The 21,011-nt window shown below is 44.7% G+C and carries 21 protein-coding genes and 1 pseudogene; 14 read left to right on the plus strand and 8 right to left on the minus strand.

The features are described 5' to 3' along the window. Positions 1-292: pseudogene (locus WS40_RS07325) on the minus strand (IS481 family transposase); the annotation flags it as partial. 273 nt (positions 293-565) lie between these two features. On the opposite strand from WS40_RS07325, the gene WS40_RS07330 reads away from it, so the two are divergent. The 10 genes from WS40_RS07330 (at position 566) to rpiB (ending at position 9,956) form a co-directional block, all read left to right on the plus strand. Next, complete coding sequence (locus tag WS40_RS07330) at positions 566-850, plus strand: hypothetical protein (protein WP_046441466.1); 285 nt, start codon at positions 566-568, stop codon at positions 848-850. Between the two features lie 15 nt (positions 851-865). Further along, positions 866-1,966 carry a hypothetical protein gene (locus WS40_RS07335; RefSeq protein WP_046441468.1) on the plus strand — a complete coding sequence of 367 codons (1,101 nt, stop codon included), beginning with the start codon at positions 866-868 and terminating at the stop codon, positions 1,964-1,966. Positions 1,967-1,983: 17 nt separating this feature from the next. Then, positions 1,984-2,703: a hypothetical protein gene (locus tag WS40_RS07340; protein ID WP_046441470.1), complete on the plus strand. Its 720-nt coding sequence runs from the start codon at positions 1,984-1,986 to the stop codon at positions 2,701-2,703. 55 nt (positions 2,704-2,758) lie between these two features. Next, positions 2,759-4,219, plus strand: coding sequence for an SPFH domain-containing protein (locus WS40_RS07345; RefSeq protein ID WP_046441472.1), 1,461 nt, complete (start codon positions 2,759-2,761; stop codon positions 4,217-4,219). A 207-nt stretch (positions 4,220-4,426) separates the two neighbouring features. Beyond that, positions 4,427-6,097 carry a formate--tetrahydrofolate ligase gene (locus WS40_RS07350; protein WP_022287997.1) on the plus strand — a complete coding sequence of 557 codons (1,671 nt, stop codon included), beginning with the start codon at positions 4,427-4,429 and terminating at the stop codon, positions 6,095-6,097. Positions 6,098-6,400: 303 nt separating this feature from the next. Then, positions 6,401-7,579 (plus strand): DUF3810 domain-containing protein, encoded by a 1,179-nt coding sequence (locus WS40_RS07355; RefSeq protein WP_325208478.1) that lies wholly within the window; start codon positions 6,401-6,403, stop codon positions 7,577-7,579. Then, positions 7,579-8,376 (plus strand): hypothetical protein, encoded by a 798-nt coding sequence (locus tag WS40_RS07360; protein ID WP_046441474.1) that lies wholly within the window; start codon positions 7,579-7,581, stop codon positions 8,374-8,376. The genes WS40_RS07355 and WS40_RS07360 overlap by 1 nt, the downstream gene beginning before the upstream one ends. A 4-nt stretch (positions 8,377-8,380) precedes the next feature. Further along, positions 8,381-8,836 carry a tRNA (adenosine(37)-N6)-threonylcarbamoyltransferase complex ATPase subunit type 1 TsaE gene (gene tsaE, locus WS40_RS07365; RefSeq protein ID WP_022287994.1) on the plus strand — a complete coding sequence of 152 codons (456 nt, stop codon included), beginning with the start codon at positions 8,381-8,383 and terminating at the stop codon, positions 8,834-8,836. Beyond that, positions 8,817-9,506 (plus strand): tRNA (adenosine(37)-N6)-threonylcarbamoyltransferase complex dimerization subunit type 1 TsaB, encoded by a 690-nt coding sequence (gene tsaB / locus WS40_RS07370; RefSeq protein WP_046441476.1) that lies wholly within the window; start codon positions 8,817-8,819, stop codon positions 9,504-9,506. The genes tsaE and tsaB overlap by 20 nt, the downstream gene beginning before the upstream one ends. Positions 9,507-9,518: 12 nt before the next feature. Further along, positions 9,519-9,956 (plus strand): ribose 5-phosphate isomerase B, encoded by a 438-nt coding sequence (gene rpiB, locus WS40_RS07375; protein ID WP_022287992.1) that lies wholly within the window; start codon positions 9,519-9,521, stop codon positions 9,954-9,956. Between the two features lie 200 nt (positions 9,957-10,156). On the opposite strand, the gene WS40_RS07380 is transcribed toward rpiB, so the two are convergent. Beyond that, a complete protein-coding gene (locus tag WS40_RS07380) occupies positions 10,157-11,455 on the minus strand; it encodes an O-acetylhomoserine aminocarboxypropyltransferase/cysteine synthase family protein (RefSeq protein ID WP_046441478.1) in 1,299 nt (432 codons plus the stop codon). A 639-nt stretch (positions 11,456-12,094) separates the two neighbouring features. Between WS40_RS07380 and WS40_RS07385 the strand changes: the two genes are divergently transcribed. Both WS40_RS07385 and WS40_RS11525 read left to right on the plus strand, forming a co-directional pair. Then, complete coding sequence (locus WS40_RS07385; RefSeq protein ID WP_022288072.1) at positions 12,095-12,670, plus strand: biotin transporter BioY; 576 nt, start codon at positions 12,095-12,097, stop codon at positions 12,668-12,670. Continuing rightward, positions 12,651-13,082, plus strand: coding sequence for a DUF1284 domain-containing protein (locus tag WS40_RS11525; protein WP_051706313.1), 432 nt, complete (start codon positions 12,651-12,653; stop codon positions 13,080-13,082). The genes WS40_RS07385 and WS40_RS11525 overlap by 20 nt, the downstream gene beginning before the upstream one ends. Before the next feature lie 74 nt (positions 13,083-13,156). Here the strand turns inward: WS40_RS11525 and WS40_RS07395 are convergent, their stop codons facing one another. The 6 genes from WS40_RS07395 to WS40_RS07420 form a co-directional block, all read right to left on the minus strand. After that, positions 13,157-13,585 carry an acyl-CoA thioesterase gene (locus tag WS40_RS07395; protein ID WP_046441480.1) on the minus strand — a complete coding sequence of 143 codons (429 nt, stop codon included), beginning with the start codon at positions 13,583-13,585 and terminating at the stop codon, positions 13,157-13,159. An 80-nt stretch (positions 13,586-13,665) separates the two neighbouring features. After that, positions 13,666-14,799: a DHHW family protein gene (locus WS40_RS07400; protein ID WP_046441482.1), complete on the minus strand. Its 1,134-nt coding sequence runs from the start codon at positions 14,797-14,799 to the stop codon at positions 13,666-13,668. A gap of 15 nt (positions 14,800-14,814) precedes the next feature. After that, positions 14,815-16,230, minus strand: a complete 1,416-nt coding sequence (locus tag WS40_RS07405) for an MBOAT family O-acyltransferase (RefSeq protein WP_046441484.1) — start codon at positions 16,228-16,230, stop codon at positions 14,815-14,817. 13 nt (positions 16,231-16,243) lie between these two features. Further along, positions 16,244-16,759, minus strand: coding sequence for a DUF4358 domain-containing protein (locus tag WS40_RS07410; RefSeq protein ID WP_046441486.1), 516 nt, complete (start codon positions 16,757-16,759; stop codon positions 16,244-16,246). Between the two features lie 17 nt (positions 16,760-16,776). Beyond that, positions 16,777-17,640 (minus strand): GDSL-type esterase/lipase family protein, encoded by an 864-nt coding sequence (locus tag WS40_RS07415; RefSeq protein WP_046441488.1) that lies wholly within the window; start codon positions 17,638-17,640, stop codon positions 16,777-16,779. A gap of 213 nt (positions 17,641-17,853) precedes the next feature. After that, positions 17,854-18,762, minus strand: coding sequence for a nucleotidyltransferase family protein (locus tag WS40_RS07420; RefSeq protein WP_046441490.1), 909 nt, complete (start codon positions 18,760-18,762; stop codon positions 17,854-17,856). A 250-nt stretch (positions 18,763-19,012) separates the two neighbouring features. On the opposite strand from WS40_RS07420, the gene WS40_RS07425 reads away from it, so the two are divergent. Both WS40_RS07425 and WS40_RS07430 read left to right on the plus strand, forming a co-directional pair. Then, complete coding sequence (locus tag WS40_RS07425) at positions 19,013-19,777, plus strand: SDR family NAD(P)-dependent oxidoreductase (RefSeq protein WP_046441493.1); 765 nt, start codon at positions 19,013-19,015, stop codon at positions 19,775-19,777. Between the two features lie 195 nt (positions 19,778-19,972). Next, a complete protein-coding gene (locus tag WS40_RS07430; protein ID WP_046441495.1) occupies positions 19,973-20,851 on the plus strand; it encodes an NPXTG-anchored protein in 879 nt (292 codons plus the stop codon). Positions 20,852-21,011: the final 160 nt, after the last annotated feature.

Genomic DNA, 21,011 nt, shown 5'->3' on the forward strand with positions numbered 1-21,011 from the left:
CTAGTTTTTTCATAACCCTGTAAAGACTTTCAAGACAGCGTGTATACCCTTGTTTCCTGAGACGATGCCATAGTTCGGGAAGCTCAAGTGTCGGGTTCCGTTTGTGATACCTTTTGATAAGATCTATTTCTTCCTTGGTATGCTCATTGGGATGATGATGCGGTCGGCGTGATTTAACTGCAAGGGACTCCACACTTCCGTCCCAGCGTTTCAGCCAGAAATATATATATGAACGTGATTTATTGTATTTTCTGCTCGCTCGGCTCACTCCATATTTCTTTGCGTAATTCATTAAGGATTGACGAAACTTCATATCTTGTGTTATACTATTCATGAGAGATAGGCTTCCTTTCTGATTTGTATTTGTGTGGTAACTTTATTTTATCAGATTTTTGCCTATCTCTCTTTTCTTTTTTCTTAATTTTGTCCAATATCTATTGTAGCACTACATTTTTTTTGAACGTTGTATGACATATTTCTTGACACGAAAAGCGTTTTCTGTTATCATAAATGTATGTGAACATATTTTAGTTTTATGTAAAATATGGAGTTGGGAGGAGAAAAAATGTTGAAAAAGCTATACCGCACATTAGGCTTTGCACTTATTTCCTGCAATTTGTTTTTCACCCCTGTCATGGCATATGCCGACAGCAGTGTGAGCGTGGGAACAAATATGTGTTTTGCTATACCGGGAGGACTTATAACAGGCTTTGTGCTTGTTTCAATGAGCCGCACAAAACAGAAAGCTTCCAAGGCGGATAAATACATAAAGAGTAATCTTAAACTCACTGGGCGTAACGACACCTATCTGCGTACCACCACTGATAAGACTAAGATAAAAGACGATTGATAGGGGGTACGGAAAATGGCTGTTAATATTTCTTATAAATGCCCTAACTGCGGAGCGGAGCTTTTCTGGAGCGCTGACAAAAACTGCTGGGCATGTGAATACTGCGACGGACAGTTTACTTTGAAAGACCTTGAAGAAGCAGGCGGTGACGCTAAAAAGGCTGAAGAGCTGAACAAGGATAATGTTGAAAAGCATGAAGAGGTCGATAAGGACGAATACAGTATGTCAAATGACGGAACTGTAGGAAATGACCTTGTAAAATATACCTGCTCACACTGCGGAGCGGAGATAATCACCGACCGCTCAACTGCAGCAACAGTTTGCGTTTACTGCGGAAATGCGGTAATAATGGGAGAGCAGATAATCGACAACTTTTCCCCAGACTATGTTATACCTTTTAAAGTGCCGAAAAATCAGGTAATGGACGCTTTCCAAAAATTCAGCAAGAAGCCTCTTACACCGAAAGATTTCAACTGCGATAGGGTAGTGGACAAGATGCAGGGCGTTTATATCCCGTTTTGGCTCTATTCAGGAAACTGCGAAGGCTCTATTACTGCGGAGGGTATAAACACAAGAACATGGACTTCGGAAAATTACAGATACACAGAGAAAAAGTATTATTCAGTTTACAGAAACGGAACCCTCGATTTCAAAGCTGTTCCTGTGGACGCTTCTTCAAAGACTGACGATGACGCTATGGACTCTATCGAGCCTTTTGATTACTCGGAAATGACAGCGTTCAACCCAGGTTATCTTTCGGGATATCTTGCAGAGAGATATGACGAGGATAAGGATAAGTGCCTGCCTAGGGCTAAAGAACGTATCGAGAACACAACTCGTGACGAACTTAGAAATACTTGTAACTACAACAGCGTAAACGTTCAGTCATATGAAAAGCACACCGAGATAAAGGACGTTAAATACGCTATGCTTCCAACATGGCTTTTGTATACAACCTATCAGGATAAGCCTTATTTCTTTGCAATGAATGGTCAGACAGGTAAATTTATCGGAAACCTGCCTATAAGCAAGGGAAAGCTTGTGGCTTACTCGCTTCTTGGTGGCGTGGGCGGATATATTATCGGAGCTATACTTCAGATAATGGGAATATTCTAGTAGGGGGTATCAGCTAAATGCCTGAAATATCAACGGCGCTTATAATAAAAATAATAGTTATAGCGGTCGCCATAGGCGGTGGTATAGCGGTGATATATTCTGTGAAAAAAGCGGTATCGAACGCCATTGGCAGACAACTGAGCCGTGCCAACGACCTGCTAAGGACCATAAATGACGCAACTGAGGAAAGACAGAACAACGCCATGCAGTTTACTTATGTTGATCCTAATGTGGTGAACAACATAAAGAGAGATTTTCCGGACTATGATGAAAATATAGCAAGGAGCATAGTGGAAAACACTGTGATGAAATATTTTCTTGTTATAAACGGAGAAGCAAGCGAGAATCAGCTTGAATACTGTACCGAAGCGTTCAAGCAGAGAGCAGCCACGATGGCAAAAGACAACTTGTCAACGGTTACGCCAAAGCATTATGACGATATACATATCCACAAGTCGCAGGTGGCGTCTTATCATAAAGATCATGACGCTGCAACGGCAAAGTTTCAGGTATCTCTTGAATACAAGCTCAACGGGATAAAGGCACAGCACATTTATGAGGCGGATTATTCATACTATCTTTCAATGGGGATAGAGGGCGAAAACGCCAGCCTTATATGTCAGTTCTGCGGAGCACCTGTGGACACCGCAGGCTCAGTTTGTCCTTACTGCGGTTCTGAGATACACAGCTCTGTAGAGCGCACATGGAAAGTCAGCAGGATATCCTTGCTGAGATAGACAAGTTTAAAACCCCTTGGGGTGAAATAATACAGACAACGAAAGGAATTTAACTATGGGACTTATTAAGATGTTTACATCAGCAGTCGGCTCAACATTTGCCGATCAGGTAGTAGAGTACTTCAGATGTGAGGATATGTCAACTAAGATACTCTGTCAGCCGGCTACTCTTGTTAAGAGAGGAAAGACTGTGAACAACGGCACAGAGGGCGTTATCTCAAACGGTTCACGCTTTGACGTTGCGGTAAATCAGGCGGCTTTGCTTATCGAGAATGGCAGAGTACACGATTTTGTTATCGGTACACAGGAAACAGCAGGTCAGTATAAGTATGATTCAACTGTATCTCCGTCACTTCTTGGCGGCGGCTGGGGCGACCTTGGCGCTTCTATCAAGGAGATAGGCAGAAGATTTACAGCAGGTGGTCAGGCTATGAACACCATGCGTCTTATCTACATAAACCTCAGACCTCTGCCTGGAAACAAGATAGGCTTCGGCAAGATACCTTTCAGAGACGGCGAAATGAACCTTACTCTTAACGCACAGGGTCATGGTCAGTATGAGCTTCAGATCGTAAACCCTATGAACTTCTATGAGAACGTTGTTCAGAACGTAAATAAGGTACTTACTGTTGACAGCCCTGACGGCGTGGCAGTTCTCGGCCAGCTTAAGGCTGATATGACACCTAAGTTCCAGAAGGCTCTTACAAGGATATCCGCTCAGAAAATACCATACGATCAGCTTGGTCTTTATCCTGATGAGCTTGCTGAAGCAATGAATGCAGAGCTTGAAGAAAAGTGGGCTACAAAGGGTGTTAAGATAACAAGCCTTGCTATTGAGCTGAACGTGGACGAAGAGTCAAAGCAGAGAATCGCAAAATTCCAGGAGGCAAAAACTGTTGGAAGTGATCCTTCAATGCTCTATGCTATGGACAGAATGTCTATCAACAAGGCAAGAGAGGCAGCGGCAAGCAACTCAAACGGTGTTATGGCAGGCTTTATGGGCATGGGCATGGCAGGCGGCATGATGGGTCAGCCAATGGACGCAACAATGTATCAGCAGCAGATGCAGCAGAACATGATGAATCAGCAGGCTGCACAGGCAGCTCCACAGCAGGCAGCACCAGCGGCTGCACCAACACAGGCTGCACCTGAGAACGGCTGGACTTGTGCTTGCGGAACAACAAACACAGGAAAATTCTGTGCTAACTGCGGACAGCCTAAGCCTGAGCCAAAGCCGGCAGCAGACAGCTGGAAGTGTTCATGCGGCACAGAGAACACAGGAAAGTTCTGTGCAAACTGCGGTTCACCAAAGCCTGAGCAGCCAGTAGGCTGGACTTGCTCATGCGGAGCAGTAAACAAGGGCAAATTCTGCGCTGAGTGCGGAAAGCCAAAGCCTGCATCAGAGCCGCTTTACAAGTGTGACAAGTGCGGCTGGGAGCCTGAAGATCCGAAAAATCCTCCTAAGTTCTGCCCTGAATGTGGAGATCCATTTAACGATAACGATATTCAGAAATAATTCTTATAGTTATTTTGAGCCGTCCTGCGGAATGCGGGGCGGCTATTTTTTGTGGGGCGATGTTCGGAAATGTGTCGGTTTATATAGTTTGTTTACATATGAAATATTGAAATCATCACGGATATGTGATATAATATATAACGTATGATATTTTATATGGGTCTTTACCGATATATTAAAAAAATTTTCCGAAAGGACTTGATCTAAATGCTGTCAGATATCGAAATCGCAAAGCAGGCGAAAATGCTCAAAATTGGGGAGGTCGCTGCTAAGCTCGGCATCTCAGAAGATGAATATGAGCCTTATGGTCACTACAAGGCTAAGCTTTCTGAGTCGCTTTATGCTAAAACTAAAAATGATCCAGATGGTAAGCTTATTCTTGTTACCGCTATAAACCCTACACCTGCAGGAGAGGGCAAGACCACTATTTCCGTTGGATTGGCTGAGTCTATGAACAAGATAGGCAAGAAAGCTATACTCGCTCTGAGAGAGCCTTCACTTGGTCCTGTTTTTGGTATCAAGGGCGGTGCGGCTGGCGGTGGATACGCTCAGGTCGTTCCTATGGAAGACATCAATTTGCACTTCACAGGAGATATGCACGCTATAACTGCGGCTAACAACCTGCTCTGCGCCCTTATCGACAACCATATGCAGCAGGGAAATGAGCTTCACATTGACCAGAGAAGGATACTTTTCAAGCGCTGCCTTGACATGAATGACAGAGCGCTGAGAGATATCGTTATCGGTCTTGGCTCAAAGGTGAATGGTATTCCTAGAGAGGATTCTTTCCAGATAACTGTCGCTTCTGAGATAATGGCTATTCTTTGCCTCGCTTCCGATCTGGCTGACCTTAAGGCTAGAATTGAGAAGATACTCGTTGCTTACACAACTGACGGAAAGCCTGTTTATGCTAAGGATATAGGCGGTTGCGGTGCTATGACTGCTTTGCTGAAAGACGCTTTGAAACCTAACCTTGTTCAGACGCTTGAGAACAATCCTGCTCTTATCCACGGTGGTCCATTCGCTAATATCGCTCACGGCTGTAACTCAGTAAGAGCCACAAAGCTTGCTTTGAAGCTTGCTGACTACACTATCACTGAGGCTGGCTTCGGCTCTGACCTTGGCGCTGAGAAATTCTTTGATATCAAGTGCAGATACGCTGGTCTTAAACCAAGTTGCGTAGTTCTGGTGGCTACTGTAAGGGCATTGAAATACAATGGCGGTGTTCCGAAAACTGAGCTTACTAACGAAAATGTTGAGGCTCTCGAAAAGGGTATCGTAAACCTGAAAACTCATATCGAGAATATGCACAAGTTCGGCGTGCCTGTAGTGGTGGCTATAAATAGATTCCATACTGATACTGAGGCTGAGCTGGCTGTTATCGAGAGAGTTTGCGGTGAAATGGGTGTTGAGTTCTCACTGGCTGAGATTTTTGCAAAAGGCTCTGAGGGCGGTATCGACCTTGCGGAAAAGGTTTGCAAGACTATCGAAACAAAGCCGTCTGAGTTCAAGCCACTTTATGACGAGAAGCTCCCTATCAAGGATAAGCTTGATATACTTGCGAAAGAGATATACCGTGCAAACGGCGTGATCTATACAAAACAGGCTGAAAAGGCTATAAAGGAGATTACTGACCTTGGATTCGGGGATATCCCTGTTTGCGTGGCTAAGACGCAGTATTCACTGTCTGACGACCCGACAAAGCTTGGCAAGCCTGAGAATTATGAGATAACAGTAAGAGATGTAAGGCTTTCAGCCGGTGCAGGATTTGTGGTAGCTTATACGGGCGATATTATGACAATGCCTGGTCTGCCTAAGAAGCCTGCGGCTTATAATATTGATTGCGATAATGAGGGCAATATCTACGGATTGTTCTAAGCCGTTTAAGTGAGGAGTGAGGAATTGGCATAGCCGACCGAACAAGTCACTTTGATAGAGTAAATACCGAGCGGAGCGATTTTGCGGCGTGGCAAATGTAGGGGACGGCGCCCTCGACGTACCGCTTTTGGGAGCGACGAGGTTTGAATTTATACAAACCATGTAGGCGACCAAGACGAGCGAACGCTGTTCGCCCCTACACGATTTGTGCGATAAGATAATTTGTAGGTAAGCAGATAATAAGTCGGGTAAACAGGCGTGTTGAGATAGCAGAGTAAAATACATGAACCGAGGTGAGCGGCAGTGACAGATACAGCGGTGAAAAAGAGTGCGGAAAGTGTGAAAATGCCTGAGAACGGCAAGAAAAAACATCTCTCTTGGCAGGTCATTGCCTGCGTTTGCCTTGTGGCAGTCAGCGTGGTGCTGAACGTGATCGCCTGGAAAAGTACGGCGTTCTGCGACTGGTATACGGCTCACGTTTTTCCAATTTGGGAAAATACATATGGCAGGCTCACTTCGCTGTTGCCGTTTTCCTTCGGGGAACTGCTTATTGCGGTAGCGGTTTTCGGTATTCCGCTTTCGTTGGTGGCTATGCTGGTGCTTGTGATAGTCGGAAAAGGCAAGAGAAAGAAAACTGCGAAAATTTTCGGGCTTGTTTATATGTGGATAGTCACTTTTGTGGTGACGGTGCAGACCTTTAACTGCTTTGTTATTTATCATTGTTCAAGCTTTGCGGAACTTAACGGAATACCCACAGAACAGCACACCAGGACGGAGCTTGAAGCACTTGGCAACAAGCTTGTTACGGAGATAAATGCGCTTAGCAAAGAGGTGGAGCGTGACAGCGAGGGAAAATTCGTGCTGACCGCTGACCTTGACAAGACGGCTCAGGAGGCCATGCGTGGGCTTGGAAGCGAATTTAAAAACCTCGGGGGATTTTATGTCACTCCAAAAGCTATAAAATGCTCGTTCTTTATGAGCCAAATGGACCTTATGGGCATCTATTTCCCGTTCTCTATGGAGGCTAACTACAATCAGGATATGTATAAGGCGAAGCTTCCTGACACCATTTGTCATGAGCTTGCTCATACGAAAGGCTACATTCAGGAGGACGAGGCGAACTTTATCGCCTTTATGGCGTGCGACAGATCGGACAATGCTGATTACCGCTATTCGGGCTATCTGGCGGCGCTTGGCGAGGTTAGAAACAAGATCTTTGACTACGCTTCTGACGATAAGAAGATAGAATTTGACAGCTCTATCTGCGACGAGGTGTGGGCTGATATGGAAGCAAACTGGGACTACTGGCGGAGCGTTGACGAGGCTAAGGACACTGTTTTCGACAGCGAGGCAGTGGGGGAGATATCTGACAAGGCAATGGAAAAATCTCTGAAGCTCAATGGCGTTGAGGACGGCAAGCAGTCCTATGGCAGAATGGTGGATCTTATGCTAAACTACTTCAAGGACAAGGGTGAGCTGTGATGAAAATTCTTGCGGTCATTCTGTTTCTCGGGATAATGCTCAGTTCATGCGGAAACAAGGCGGACAGTGAAAGACTCAATGATTCTGCTTTTACCACTACTGCGGAAAGCTCGGTGGTGGATAGTGACAGCATGGAAGTTGACGAAAGCTCGCAGGTCGGTGATGAGAGCGGTATTCAGGGCGACAGCTCGGAGGACGATATGAAGTGGCGGCTTTTTGAGGACACTTATAAGGAAACTGACAGCGGCAGGGCTGCGGAAAATTATGCTCACAACAAGGGCATAAAGATAGATGGCTTTGTGAAATACGGGCAGGAAAATCCCCCTGTGTGCGATCTGATACTTGGCGAAACCAGGTTCGCAGGGGTAGGCTGTGAGGTCATTGCGGCTTATAATTATCTCACATACGAGGGCTTTGAGCCTGACATGGCAAAGCTTGCTTATGATTTTGAAAAGAATGCTCTTATTGCGGCGGACGGCTCGCTGGGGTCTAATCCTAGAAAAATAAGCGGCCTTTTTAAGGCAATGGGAGTGGGATACAAAAGATTTTATAAGGCTGAGGAGGCTCAGGCGGCTGTTGAAGAGGGCAAGCCTGTGATAGTTTCTTTCCATAGCGGGTTGAATATTTTCAGCGGTATCCACACGGTTTTCGCTGTTAAAGAGGAGGGCAGGCTGTATGTTTACAACTGCTACAATTCAGCGGCGGACAAGACAGAGGTGGAGAGCATTTATCAGCTTATGAATAAAAACAGCCTTTTTATTGTGGGCTACACGGAAGATGACGGTCAAATGAGGTGATAGGTTGACAAAGGTATATAAAACATCATCTGCGGCGGAAACTATCGCTTTGGGTGAGGAGATAGGCAGACGGCTGAAAGGCGGAGATCTTATCGCTTACAGCGGTGGTCTTGGTGCAGGAAAGACTACTATTACAAGGGGAATTTCTATTGGCATGGGACTTGGCGACGAGGTGACTTCTCCGACCTTTGCGCTGGTGAACGAATACCGAGGTGACAGGCTCAGCCTTATACACTTTGATATGTACCGCATAAATTCGGCGGACGATCTGGAAACTACAGGCTTTTTTGACTACATGGACGAAGACACTGTGCTTGCGGTGGAATGGTCGGAGAATATTGCTGAGGAGCTTCCTGAGGACGCTTTGAGGATAGATATTCAGCGCATTGACGAGGACAGCAGGGAGATAAGCATAACTGCACCTGAGGGAGATGATAGATTTGAAGATATTAGCTATTGACACAAGCGGAAAGGTCGCTTCGGTGGCAGTGACGGACGGAGAGAAGCTTCTTTGGGAGAAGTCTGTATACACAAAGCTCACTCACTCGCAGGTGATATTGCCTATGGTGAAGCAGGCACTAGAGGAAACAGGGCTTACTTACGCTGACCTTGACTGTGCGGCTATTGCAAAGGGTCCGGGGTCTTACACGGGACTTAGGATAGGCGTGGCGGCTGTAAAGGGAATGTGCTTTGGCTGTGAGAGTTTAAAAAGCGCAGGAGTTTCCACTCTGCTTTCGCTGGCTTACAACTGCATAGGTTTTGAGGGCAGGATAATTTCTGTTATGAGGGCAAGGCCTAAGATAGTTTACGCAGGCGAGTTTCAGTGCAAAAACGGCGCTGTCACGAGGATATCCGCTGACAGAGTTTGCTCTGAGGAGGAAGTTTTTTCGGGAGAGTTTACTGAAAAGACAATGCTTGTGGGTGACTGTGCGGTAGAGATAAAGGCGAAATATTTCGCTGACAACGAAAATGTTCAGCTTGCAAGCTATGTGAACAGGCTGCAGAGGGCTTCGTCACTGTGTCTTGCGGTGGAGGCTCAGCCTGAGATAATGGTTTCGGCGGACAGGCTGGAGGTTTCATATTTGCAGGCTACAAAGGCGGAAAAGGATAAGGCACATAGGGATAAATAGGAGGAAATTAATATGAAAATTGCTATTGGCTGTGACCATGCAGGTCCTGAGCTTAAGGCGGAGATATTGGCACATTTGGACGAAAAGGGTGTGGAATACACTGATTTTGGTATTCAGGCAGGAGAGAAAGTAGACTATCCTGACAAGGCAAAGGAAGTTTGCGAGAAAGTGGCTTCGGGCGAATACGAAATGGGAATACTCATATGCGGAACTGGTATTGGAATGTCAATGAGCGCAAACAAGATAAAGGGAATAAGAGCGGCTTGCTGTTCGGATTATTTCTCTGCTAAGTATACAAGAGCGCATAATGACGCAAATGTGCTTTGCATTGGTGCGAGAGTGCTGGGTGCAGGCTTGGCTATCGAGCTGGTGGACGTTTTCCTTGAAACGGAGTTTGAGGGTGGCAGACATCAGAGAAGAGTGGATAAGATCTCTGAGCTGGAGAAGTAGTGAGGAGTTAGGTGTGAGAAATTAAGGTATCGCCTTGTGGCGAAGGATTTTTTCTGACTTTTTGCTTTATGGAGCAGGGTGGCTTGTTGTTGCCCTGCTTTTTTTGTGGGTACAAAAACGGCTGACAAGCTTTTCGCCTGTCAGCCGTTTCTATATTGAGGTCTGTATTTAAGGTAAAAACCGTAATGGCAAGGTTTTTATTAGATAGCGTCGAATGCTTCGCTGAGATCGTAGATGATATCGTCGATATGCTCTGTGCCGATAGAAAGTCTGATAGTATTTGGCTTGATACCCTGATCTGCAAGTTCTGCTTCGTTAAGCTCTGCGTGTGTTGTTGATGCTGGGTGGATAACCAGTGACTTAACGTCTGCTACGTTTGCAAGAAGTGAGAAGAGTTTCAGGTGGTCGATGAAGTTCTGAGCTGTCTTTGCGTCGCCCTTTATCTCGAATGTGAAGATAGAACCACCGCCGTTAGGGAAATACTTCTTGTAAAGTGCCTGCTGGCTTGGATCGTCTGATACTGAAGGGTGATTTACCTTTTCTACCTTTGGGTGCTTGTTAAGGAAGTCAACTACCTTAAGTGCGTTCTCAACATGACGTTCAACTCTCAGGGACAGTGTTTCAAGACCCTGCAGGAAGATGAATGCGTGGATAGGTGAAAGTGTTGCACCTGTATCACGGAGAAGGATAGCACGGATACGAGTTACAAATGCTGCGCCAGGGGCTGCGTCTGCAAAGCTTACACCGTGGTAGCTTGGGTTTGGTTCTGTGAGCTGAGGGAACTTGCCTGACTTCTTCCAGTCAAACTTGCCGCTTTCAACGATAACTCCGCCGATTGTTGTGCCGTGACCGCCGATAAACTTTGTTGCAGAATGGATAACGATATCTGCGCCGTACTCGATAGGTCTTACGAGATATGGAGTAGCGAATGTGCTGTCAACGAGAAGTGGGATATTGTGTGCGTGTGCGATATTTGCGATAGCTTCGATATCAACTACGTCTGAGTTAGGGTTGCCAAGAGTTTCGATATAGAGAGCCTTTGTGTTCTCCTTGATAGCCTTTTCAAAGTTAGCTGGGTCAAGCGGATCGACAAATGTTGTTGTGATGCCGTAATCAACAAGAGTGTGTGCAAGCAGGTTATATGTGCCGCCATAGATGTTCTTTGCGGCTACGATATGATCGCCTGCAAGGGCTACGTTCTCAATAGCGTATGTTACTGCTGCTGCGCCTGATGCAACTGCAAGAGCTGCTGTGCCGCCCTCAAGAGCTGCGATACGTCTTTCAAAAACGTCCTCAGTTGGGTTTGTAAGTCTGCCGTAGATGTTGCCTGCGTCCTTAAGAGCAAATCTGTCAGCGGCATGCTGTGAGTTATGGAAAACGTATGATGATGTCTGATAAATAGGAACGGCTCTTGCGTCTGTTACTGCGTCTGCTGTTTCCTGACCAACGTGGAGCTGGAGTGTTTCAAATTTAAGATTTCTTTCGTTTATTGCGCTCATTTTAAATTACCTCTTTCATTAAATTAATGTTTTTTTAAATCCGATAAAAATTTTTTGTTACTGAACTTTATGCTGATTTTAACAGCAACACATACAGCACATACACATTCGTGAATCGTACGCTGTTTTCAGTTTCAGTATTTTTACACTCATTTTCAACGCCTCATTTCAAATTCATATTAATCCTAGTCGTTTAGTATGTTTTAGCGTATCTATACTATACCACACCCATAGAGGAATGTCAATAGGTTTAAGATGATTTTTCGCATTTTTGTGAAAACTGATATTAATTCTATCAATTTAGTAGGATTTAAGAGCAAAATGCACAAGGGGAAGTGAGGAATGAGGAATTGGCAAAGCTGAACAGAGTTGTGCTCAAGTACGAAGTAAAAGACAGCACCGAGCGGAGCGATTTTGCGGTGGTAGGAAGTTGCCCGAAATATTGTAGGGGACGACGCCCTCGGTGTCCCATTCGGAAGGGCAATGCCGTGTTTTCGCTGTTTGTTATTAAATTTGTATAAAAGTATCGTTTACCGACTCCTTATAATTGTATACCGAAATAAATATTTTTGGTTGACAATAGGCTTGGTATGTGATACAATATTAATTGTCAAATAAAAAGTAAAGGATAGGTTTACAATGAATAACAATGCTAAAAACAAAACAAAACAAATAGTCGGTATCGGAGTTATGACGGCTATAATCGCTGTGCTTTCGCAGATAACTATTCCGCTGCCTACTCACGTTCCTGTTACGCTCCAGACTTTCGCTGTGGCTCTGGCAGGATATTTTCTCGGCTGGAAGGGCGGAGCTGTGTCTGCTCTGGTCTATGGTCTGCTGGGCGCTATCGGTGTGCCTGTATTCGCTGGCTGGTCAGGCGGTTTTTCCGTTATCGTAGGGTATACAGGCGGATTCATTTACGGATTTATCGTTATGGCTCTTCTTTGCGGTCTTGGCGCAAAGTTCTGCTCTGACAAGATAAGCGGTAAGGTCATCGCTATCGTGCTTGGTATCGCGGGTCTTGCTTGCGATCACCTGCTCGGTGCTATCCAGTACGCTATCGTTGCTAATATCTCTATTGGCAAGTCAATCCTTCTTGTTTCTGTTCCTTATCTTGTAAAGGACGTTATCTCTGTTGTTGCTGCTTACCTTATCAGCATCGAGCTTGTAAGCAGACTTGCAAAGACAGGTTGCTATGCTTACAAGAGAGCCTGAGCTTAGATTTCATCATCTGCTGTGCCTGCCGCTTTTTCAGGGAAAAGGCTACAGTGACGGTTTTTCGGTGAATATGCAGTCTGTGAAAGACAGATTGGAGAGCGAGGACACTGCGGTGCGGTTTGTGTGCAGCGGAGATATGATATGTCAGCACTGCCCAAACAGGACGGAGGATGGTTGTTTGCTTGACGGCTGTGGCGGAACGGTGGCACAGAAAGACAGCGAGGTTTGCAGACTTTCTGAGATAGAATGTCACTCAGTGGAGAATTATCGTAGTGCGCTGACAAGGCTGAGAAGCAAAATGGATAAAAAGGCATTTGATATACTATGTTCGGAATGTCGCTGGGCAAAGCTTGGTTTGTGCAGCTTTGAAAAGTGGCGTGAGGGCGTTGATGGATTGCTTTCTTCGTGACAGGTCACGTCTGTCATTTTTTACACAAAAGTACAGCTCCCGAGTTTCTTCTCGGGAGCTGTACATTTTTTTGCTTATTCTTCACTTGCCTGATATGCGGATAGGAATTTCTCGTAGATATCGGGATAATGTTTTTTTAGTCTTACAGGCTTAAGGTCGGGGCTGGTGAAGCAGTGGGAGGTGTGGGCAAGGCAGGCTGTTTTCTGAGTGGTAAGGTCAAAGACTTCATAGTCAAGCTCGTAGGCACAGCCGTTGAACTTTGACAGCTTACAGCGCACTTCAAACTCGTCACCGAAACGGACGGGATATTTATAGTGTGTTTCAACAGAGAGGACAGGGGAAACTATGCCACGTTTTTCTATCTCGTGGAAAGGGCAGCCAAGCTGTTCCATAAGGTCAACACGGGCTTCCTCAAGCCAGCGGACGTAGTTGGAATGGTGGATTATATCCATGCGGTCTGTTTCATAATAAAAGGCTTTTCTTTTGTAGGGGGTAAGTGTCATTTTATGTCCTTCTTTCTGTGTGTTGTATGGGTGTGATAAAAATAGCGGGCGACCAATGGCCGCCCCTAATTGTTGCTGAGTTATTCAAGCCAGATGAAGTTGTTATCGGTGTTCACAAAGTCCATATTATAAAGGAAAATGACCTTTGTTATACCGTTGTCTTTTACATATTCACTGACGGTCTTATCCATGATGTGGTAATAACGCATATCTATCATTGTGATGTGCTTATACTTGTCGGCAAAGTATGGCATAACTGTGTTTGCGTAGCTGTCCTTTATAATAAGGACGTGTTCATCGCTTTCGCCGTTTGTTTCTATTTCCGTGAGGGCAAAGTTTCCGCCCATGAATGTGGAGTATTTATCCTTTTTGGTCTTGAATGAATCGTCAAAAAGGGTGTCTGTTTGTTTGTTTTCTTGAACATAATTTACCTTTACGCTGTTGTCAGGGTTTGTGTAGAAGTGCATTTCGTCAGCAGCGGAGAAGTCTGTTGGGGCTTTTGAATAAAGTGTGCCATGAAAGTCCTTTACAGTTTCTATATTGTAGGATACCCGTGGGACATCTTCATTCATGACTGTCATAAGTGCGTCAAATCCCACTTTTGCGCCCTCGGCTGTCCAGTGGTGGTCGGTCTTATAGAAAACCTGTGTGGACTTTGCGGCGTCTTTGAGCTGGTCATATGGGAAGCAGAGGTTTATCCTGTCGCTGAGGATAGAGCTTATATACTTTTCGCTTTCAAGCTGATCGTCGGTCTGTGTGACCGCAGGGAGCTTGTCTGACATAACGGAAACTGCATTCGGCACAAGAAGAAAGCTTACGTCGACGGATTTATCGAGGCTGTCAGCAAAATCGTTAAGACAGCTTATATTTTTCTCGATAAGAGGTCTGTTTTCCTGATAGTCTTGGAGATAATAGCCGTCCTTGCCGAAATATACGCCGTTCTGATAGTTTTTCAGAAGCGTGCGGTCGGTGACTGTTTTAAGACTCACAAGCTGGTCTTTCATGAATATCTGATCGGACATATAGCTTTCGATATCCGATGTGAACTCGCCTTTTTCGAGTTTTTTCCACGAAAATTCAGGGGCTTGCTGGAGATAGCGGTTCTCGTTTTCGGAGAACTCACGATCCTCGGAAATAAAGCTTGCCACTGCAAAGCCGAATATGAACAGCAGAAAGCACACTATCATAATATAGTTTTTAAGTTGTTTTTTCATATCTGCCGTCCTCCTTTAAAATCTGAAATACAGGAACGGATTGAATGAATTACCTGCAAGGTAGGCGGTGGAAACTGCCAAAAGTGTTAATGCGAACAGCGGTTGGAGTATACAGCCGCATATCTCAGGACACTTGGTTTGAAGTTTCAGGCAAAGCTTTTTTGGAAGCTGTGTTGAAGCTATCACAAGTATCACTATTGTTACTGCATACTGTGCGAGCCAGAACACTGTTTGGTGATTTATGAGAGGAAGTCCCCCTGCGCCGAACATATTTTTGAAGTTCTGTGTGAGCTTGCCGAAATCTTCATAGGAGAATATTCCCCAGCCTATGACTATAAAAAGAAGTGCATATAGGTGCTGGAAAAATGCAGGTATCTTTTTCAGGGCTTTGCCCAAGAAAAGCTTTTCACATAGGAGTATCACACCGAAGTACACGCCCCATAGCATAAAGTTCCAGTTTGCACCGTGCCAGAAGCCTGTGAGAAACCATACTATCATGATGTTAAGGCACTGTCTTGCTTTGCCCTTGCGGTTACCGCCAAGTGGGATATAGACATAATCTCTGAACCAGCTTGAAAGGGACATATGCCAGCGTCTCCAGAAGTCTGTGATAGAGGTGGAGATGTAAGGGTAGTTGAAGTTCTCGAGAAAGTCGAAGCCGAACATTTTGCCAAGACCTATCGCCATATCGGAATAGCCTGAGAAGTCAAAGTATATTTGGAAGGTATAGGCTATTATGCCCAGCCAGCTTGCGGCAACGCTCAGTTCGGATTGTGCTGAGCTTGAGATAGTGTCGAAAAGCTCGCCGATAGTATTTGCGAGAATGACTTTTTTGCCAAGACCTATGGAAAATCTCCACACGCCCTGTGCAAAATGCTCTATGCTCTCGTTACGCTTTTTGAGCTGTTCCGCAACGTCGATGTATCTTACGATAGGACCTGCGATAAGCTGTGGGAAAAGGGCAACATAGGTGGCAAGGTCAAGAAAGTTCTTCTGACTTCTTACTTCGCCCTTATAAACGTCGATAACGTAGGAAAGGGTCTGGAAGCTGTAGAATGAGATACCGATAGGGAGGGCAAGACCCAAGGTCTTTATCTGCGTGCCGAAAATGCTGTTTGCCGCACCGATGAAAAAGTCGGTATATTTAAAAAACAGAAGAAGCCCGATGTTCCACACCACCGCTCCTATCATTGCAATGAGCGGAGTGTATTTTTTTGCGTTTTTACGCTGTTTGTCTGCCAATAGTCCTGTTATATACGCAACGATAGTGGAAGCTATCATGAGGACGATATAAACAGGTTCGCCCCATGCGTAAAACACAAGGCTGAAGATAAACAGCACCAGATTGCGTGTTATGCGTGGGACGATATAATACGTTATCAGTACAATAGGCAGGAAAGCGAACAGAAATGTTGTACTTGAAAAAAGCATATATTTATTACTCCTAGCCTATTATCTCTTTTGCTTTATCGTTATCGTTTGAAAGACAGAGGTAAACATAATTGCCGTTGGTTACAAGAACAGGGTCATTAAGCTTTGTCATTTCCTCAGGGACATAGTTTTCAAAAACCTTTTTCTGACTTTCGACTCTTGCTGTAAGTGTATCTGCGATAGCCTTTGCACTGTCTGCGTCCTTGGCTTCAAAGCAGTCTATCTCCTCGGCTGTTCCTCCTGATGAGCTTACATAGACCTTAGCCTTTGTATAGCTGTCTGCTGATATGCCGATTATCTTTTCTATCTTTGCTTCGTCAAGCTCTGCGAGCTCGTCCTTGAACTCTATGCCGTCCTTGAGCTTGTCCGCAACGGCTGTTACGTCAACGCTTTCGTTTGTCTGAGCGGCTGCCGCTGAATTTGCGGAGTTTGCTGTGCTGCTGTCAGAGTCTGAACCGCAGCCTGTAAGTGCTGCTGTGCCAATGCACATAACTGCCATAAGAGTGCAGAGTATCTTCTTTGTTTTCATAATTTTTCTTTCCTTTCTTATGTGTTGTCGATTATATAGTTGAGCCACTTGTCGCAGTATTCGCTCATAAGGTGTATTCCGTCTGAGGAGGCTTCCTCCGGAAGAGTGCCGTCTGCGCCTGCTACAGCGGAGGTACAGTCAAGATAATTTATACCTGTCTGCTGTGCCACCTCTGAGATAGCCTGATTGAATGTGGCTACATTTGTGTTATTTATGGCGTCGCCCTGCAAGCTTCTTGAAGCTGTTACAGGGAGGATAGATTCAGCATAGATAACAGCGTCAGGCTGTATCTCCTGAATTTTTGTGATAAGCTGTGTATAATAATCCTTGAAGGTGTCGATATAAGGCCAGCCAAGCTCGTTAGTGCCGAGGTTTATATACACTCTGCCATATTGTCTTTCTCCAAGAGCGTCGATAACAGTGCCTGCATTGCCGTTTGAGAGGGTGATGTTCTGGTCTGTCATAACGGTGTCGATGTGCATTCCCACAGAGCAAAGGAACGTTGCTTTTGGTTTATCGCAGTTGTTTTGCAGACCAACTGTTCGTGAGTCGCCTATGAAAACTGCGTCGGAAAGGTCGTCGGCGTCATCATGGGTAACTGAGCTGTCAGTAAGGCTTTCATCTATGCTACTCTCATCGACCATGCTTTCTGCCTGAGAAGAGTTGTCTGCATTGCTCTCGGAGCTTTCGTTCTCTGCCACAGAGCTTGAAGCTGACATCTTCTTTGCTTCCACAACCCTGCTGTTGCCGCTTCCTGCATGGAAGCCCCATATTGCCGCAAATGCTATGCACACAAGACAACTCAATGACACTATGCTTTGCTGTGCTGTGGCTCTTTTTTTTCTTATATTTTTCAAATTGCTACCGTGTTGGCTCTCCATTATACTACCTCTTATATTATCTCTCCTGACCTGCAAAAATGCAGATCCGTTTCAAAGATTATCATAACACATTTTACAGCCTTTTTCAAGTGCTTTTTAGTCGAATTAAGGATTTTCTTCACTTTTTACAAACAGACGCAAAAAAGTCGGGAGAATTTGTTCTGCCCGACTTATTGTTGACAATTTATTCTGTATTATTTGTTTGTTTGAGTTTTATTTCCAAAGCTTTTCAGGATAAACGCCAGCCTCTATAAGCTTTGCGATATCGGCTTTAACGGTTGGCTTATCCTCTTTATATGTAACGCCGAACCACTTATCGTGAGTTTCCAGAAGCTTGCAGTCTGCAACACCTGTTTTTATCATTGTATCGATACCCGCAGGGAGGAGAAACTCCGCTGTCAGGCTGTCTTTGTTTTCTTTCATAAAGTCTGTGAACATACCATTGAGCTTATCTATAAAGCCGTCAGGGCAAGCCCACATATTCATTGACACATAGCAGTTCTCGTCAAGCTCGGCTGTTTCTTCCTTGCCTGAATAGACCTTGCCGTCATTTTCACGGCGGATATTGTAGGTTTCAACAACGTCTGTGAGCATAGAGTCTTTCACTTCACAGACGCCTCTGTTCACTGCACCGAAGTCGCTTAGAGTGTTTTTCAGTATGAAGCCTGCCATGCCAAGATGAAGCTTTTTGCAATCTGAGTTTTCATTGCAGAGAAAATCGTGGAGCTTCACAAAAGCTTCCTTGCCGTAAAAATCATCAGCGTTTATTACTGCGAAAGGCTCATTTATAACGTCCTTGCAACAGCAGACTGCATGACCGTGACCCCATGGCTTAACACGTCCCTCAGGTACGGAATAGCCCTCCGGAAGACAGTCAAGCTCCTGATAAACGTAATCTATCTTGACGTATTTTGAGATACGGTTGCCTATCATTTTATCAAAGGCATCACGGATATCCTTTCTTATAATGAATACGACCTTGTCAAAGCCTGCCTCAACGGCGTCATAGATAGAATAATCCATTATTATCTCACCGTTTGGTCCGAAAGGTTCAAGCTGTTTTATGCCGCCTTTGAAGCGACTTCCAAGACCTGCGGCAAGTATGCAAAGGGTACAACTCATAATTTTTTATCTCCTTGTTCTTTGTTCTTTGATTCCTCAGTTTAATTTTATTCTATTTCTTAAAATTATATTAACATTATGCCATACTTTAAAGTAAATGTCAAGAGATTTTGACATTTTTATTCAGTTTTTTGCGATGCTTTTCTGCGTATTTTACATCTTTCTCACACTTGACAGGGTGATACTAATGTGATATACTGATATGACAAAAATCAAATAATATCCCTGAAAAGGGTGGAGGATGATATAAATGGCTAAGACGGCTTTGGTAACAGGCGCAAGCTCGGGAATTGGCAGAGAGATAGCGAGAGATCTATCTGCAAGGGGCTTTCGTGTGATACTCAGCGCAAGACGAGAGGAAAGGCTCAGAGAGCTTGCAAAGGAGCTTGGTGACAATACAAGGGTGATAGTTTGCGACGTTTCCGACAGGGAAGAATGTCTGCGGCTTTATGAGGAAACAAAGAGCGAGAAGATATCAGTGCTTGTGAACTGTGCAGGCTTTGGTGCAGTGGGCAGCTTTGACAAGCTTCCTCTGGACACTGAGCTTAAAATGATAGACACTAACGTTACAGCGGTGCATATGCTCACAAAGCTGTTTTTGAAAGACTTTGTTGCCGCTGACAGGGGTTATATAATGAATATAGCTTCCTCGGCAGGGCTTATGTACGGTGGCCCGATGATGGCAACGTACTATGCTTCAAAGGCTTATGTTGTGAGCCTTACCAGCGCAATATATGAGGAGTTGAGGGCGAGAAACAGCAGGGTACACGTTTGTGCGGTATGCCCGGGTCCTGTGGATACGGAGTTCAATGACGTTGCAAACTGCAAGTTCGGCGTAAGCTCCATAACACCACAGTTTTGTGCAAAAAAGGCTCTTGAGGGAATGTTCGGCAGAAAGCTCATCATTATCCCTGAGAAGTCTATAAAGGCACTTTATGCAGGGGCTAAATTTGCTCCTAGAGGTATCGTGCTGAAAGTGACTGGAAAGGTGCAGAAGAAAAAGCTTGATAAATGACGGTTTAGTATTTTTACATAAGATAAAAAAGTTTTGTAAAGTGCGAAAATTGGGATATACTTCTAAAAATCAATAGTATAAATTGTTATGATTGCATAAGAAAACGTTATCATATTTGGTGAATCGTCCGATTGAAATTTTACGAAAAATAAAGTACAATGTAAGTAAAGTTATTTAAGAAAGGAAGTTTTAGAAATGAAACTTACAAAGATTTTTGCAGGCATGGCAGCAGCAGCTATCGCTACATCTGCTATGGCTATGACAGCTTTTGCAGCTGACGCAGGCAAGGGACCAAACAATGATGACGGTGTTTCTGTATTTGGCGTTTATATCGGTATGACAAAGGACGAGGCTATCGCTAACAGCGTTCTTCAGGAAGACGGCAAGGAGCCTGATGACTGGACAACAGTTCCTGTTAAGGTAACTATCGACGAGATCAAGTTCGATGATAACGTTGTAACAGCTAATGGTACAGGTATGATGTACTGGCAGGGCGATGAGCTCAAGTTCGAGCTCGTTAACGTTTATAACGACGACGTAAATGGTGGTAAGGATGGAGCTACAACAGTATTCACAACTCTTCCTTCAAAGACTATCGAAGTAACATTCACAATTGATGGTCTTTCTTCTGACCTTTCCGGTAAGGCATATGTAGGCGGTGGCTTCCAGACAGCAGGCGCTGACTGGTCTTCAACATTCTTCGGCAACAAGCCAGACGGTGTTAACCCAGCAGGCACAACATTTGAGATGCCAGACGTAACAGGCAATGGTACATACACAGCTAAGGTATTCTTCCCAGATCAGGGCGGCGATAACACATCAAGCGGCACTGACAGCAAGGCTGACTCAACAGCAGACAGCAAGAAAGACAGCAAGACAGACAGCAAGACTGATTCAAAGGCTAACAGCACAGCCGCAACAACTTCTTCAAAGGCTGGTACAACAGGTACAACAACTGCTACATCTTCAAGCGCTGCTTCTGACAACACAGCAGCTACAGGCGCAACAGCAGGTATCGCTCTTGCAGGTATCGCTCTCGCAGGTGCAGCTATCGTAGTTTCTAAGAGAAAGTAATCTTAACTGAGGACTTGTTTCTTAGAGTACGTAATTAAAATAACTAAAGGGACTTCCGCTGTGAAGTCCCTTTTTGTGTGTGGTATAAAAAATATAAAAAATATCGGCGAATAGTCTAGACAAATGGTAATTAATATAGTATAATGATTGTATACTTTTA

The organism is Ruminococcus sp. N15.MGS-57 (genome assembly GCF_000980385.1).
Classification (GTDB): domain Bacteria; phylum Bacillota; class Clostridia; order Oscillospirales; family Ruminococcaceae; genus Hominimerdicola; species Hominimerdicola aceti.

What these genes read in the sequence shown, in the direction of transcription:
- WS40_RS07350 (WP_022287997.1), top strand. Translation starts at nt 4,427, where the DNA reads ATGCTGTCAGATATCGAAATCGCAAAGCAGGCGAAAATGCTCAAAATT.
- WS40_RS07430 (WP_046441495.1), top strand. Translation starts at nt 19,973, where the DNA reads ATGAAACTTACAAAGATTTTTGCAGGCATGGCAGCAGCAGCTATCGCT.
- WS40_RS11525 (WP_051706313.1), top strand. Translation starts at nt 12,651, where the DNA reads ATGCTTACAAGAGAGCCTGAGCTTAGATTTCATCATCTGCTGTGCCTG.
- WS40_RS07405 (WP_046441484.1), bottom strand. Translation starts at nt 16,230, where the DNA reads ATGCTTTTTTCAAGTACAACATTTCTGTTCGCTTTCCTGCCTATTGTA.
- WS40_RS07380 (WP_046441478.1), bottom strand. Translation starts at nt 11,455, where the DNA reads ATGAGCGCAATAAACGAAAGAAATCTTAAATTTGAAACACTCCAGCTC.
- WS40_RS07400 (WP_046441482.1), bottom strand. Translation starts at nt 14,799, where the DNA reads ATGAAAAAACAACTTAAAAACTATATTATGATAGTGTGCTTTCTGCTG.
- WS40_RS07335 (WP_046441468.1), top strand. Translation starts at nt 866, where the DNA reads ATGGCTGTTAATATTTCTTATAAATGCCCTAACTGCGGAGCGGAGCTT.
- WS40_RS07425 (WP_046441493.1), top strand. Translation starts at nt 19,013, where the DNA reads ATGGCTAAGACGGCTTTGGTAACAGGCGCAAGCTCGGGAATTGGCAGA.
- WS40_RS07360 (WP_046441474.1), top strand. Translation starts at nt 7,579, where the DNA reads ATGAAAATTCTTGCGGTCATTCTGTTTCTCGGGATAATGCTCAGTTCA.
- WS40_RS07385 (WP_022288072.1), top strand. Translation starts at nt 12,095, where the DNA reads ATGAATAACAATGCTAAAAACAAAACAAAACAAATAGTCGGTATCGGA.
- WS40_RS07395 (WP_046441480.1), bottom strand. Translation starts at nt 13,585, where the DNA reads ATGACACTTACCCCCTACAAAAGAAAAGCCTTTTATTATGAAACAGAC.
- WS40_RS07345 (WP_046441472.1), top strand. Translation starts at nt 2,759, where the DNA reads ATGGGACTTATTAAGATGTTTACATCAGCAGTCGGCTCAACATTTGCC.
- WS40_RS07415 (WP_046441488.1), bottom strand. Translation starts at nt 17,640, where the DNA reads ATGGAGAGCCAACACGGTAGCAATTTGAAAAATATAAGAAAAAAAAGA.
- WS40_RS07330 (WP_046441466.1), top strand. Translation starts at nt 566, where the DNA reads ATGTTGAAAAAGCTATACCGCACATTAGGCTTTGCACTTATTTCCTGC.
- WS40_RS07340 (WP_046441470.1), top strand. Translation starts at nt 1,984, where the DNA reads ATGCCTGAAATATCAACGGCGCTTATAATAAAAATAATAGTTATAGCG.
- WS40_RS07410 (WP_046441486.1), bottom strand. Translation starts at nt 16,759, where the DNA reads ATGAAAACAAAGAAGATACTCTGCACTCTTATGGCAGTTATGTGCATT.
- WS40_RS07420 (WP_046441490.1), bottom strand. Translation starts at nt 18,762, where the DNA reads ATGAGTTGTACCCTTTGCATACTTGCCGCAGGTCTTGGAAGTCGCTTC.
- rpiB (WP_022287992.1), top strand. Translation starts at nt 9,519, where the DNA reads ATGAAAATTGCTATTGGCTGTGACCATGCAGGTCCTGAGCTTAAGGCG.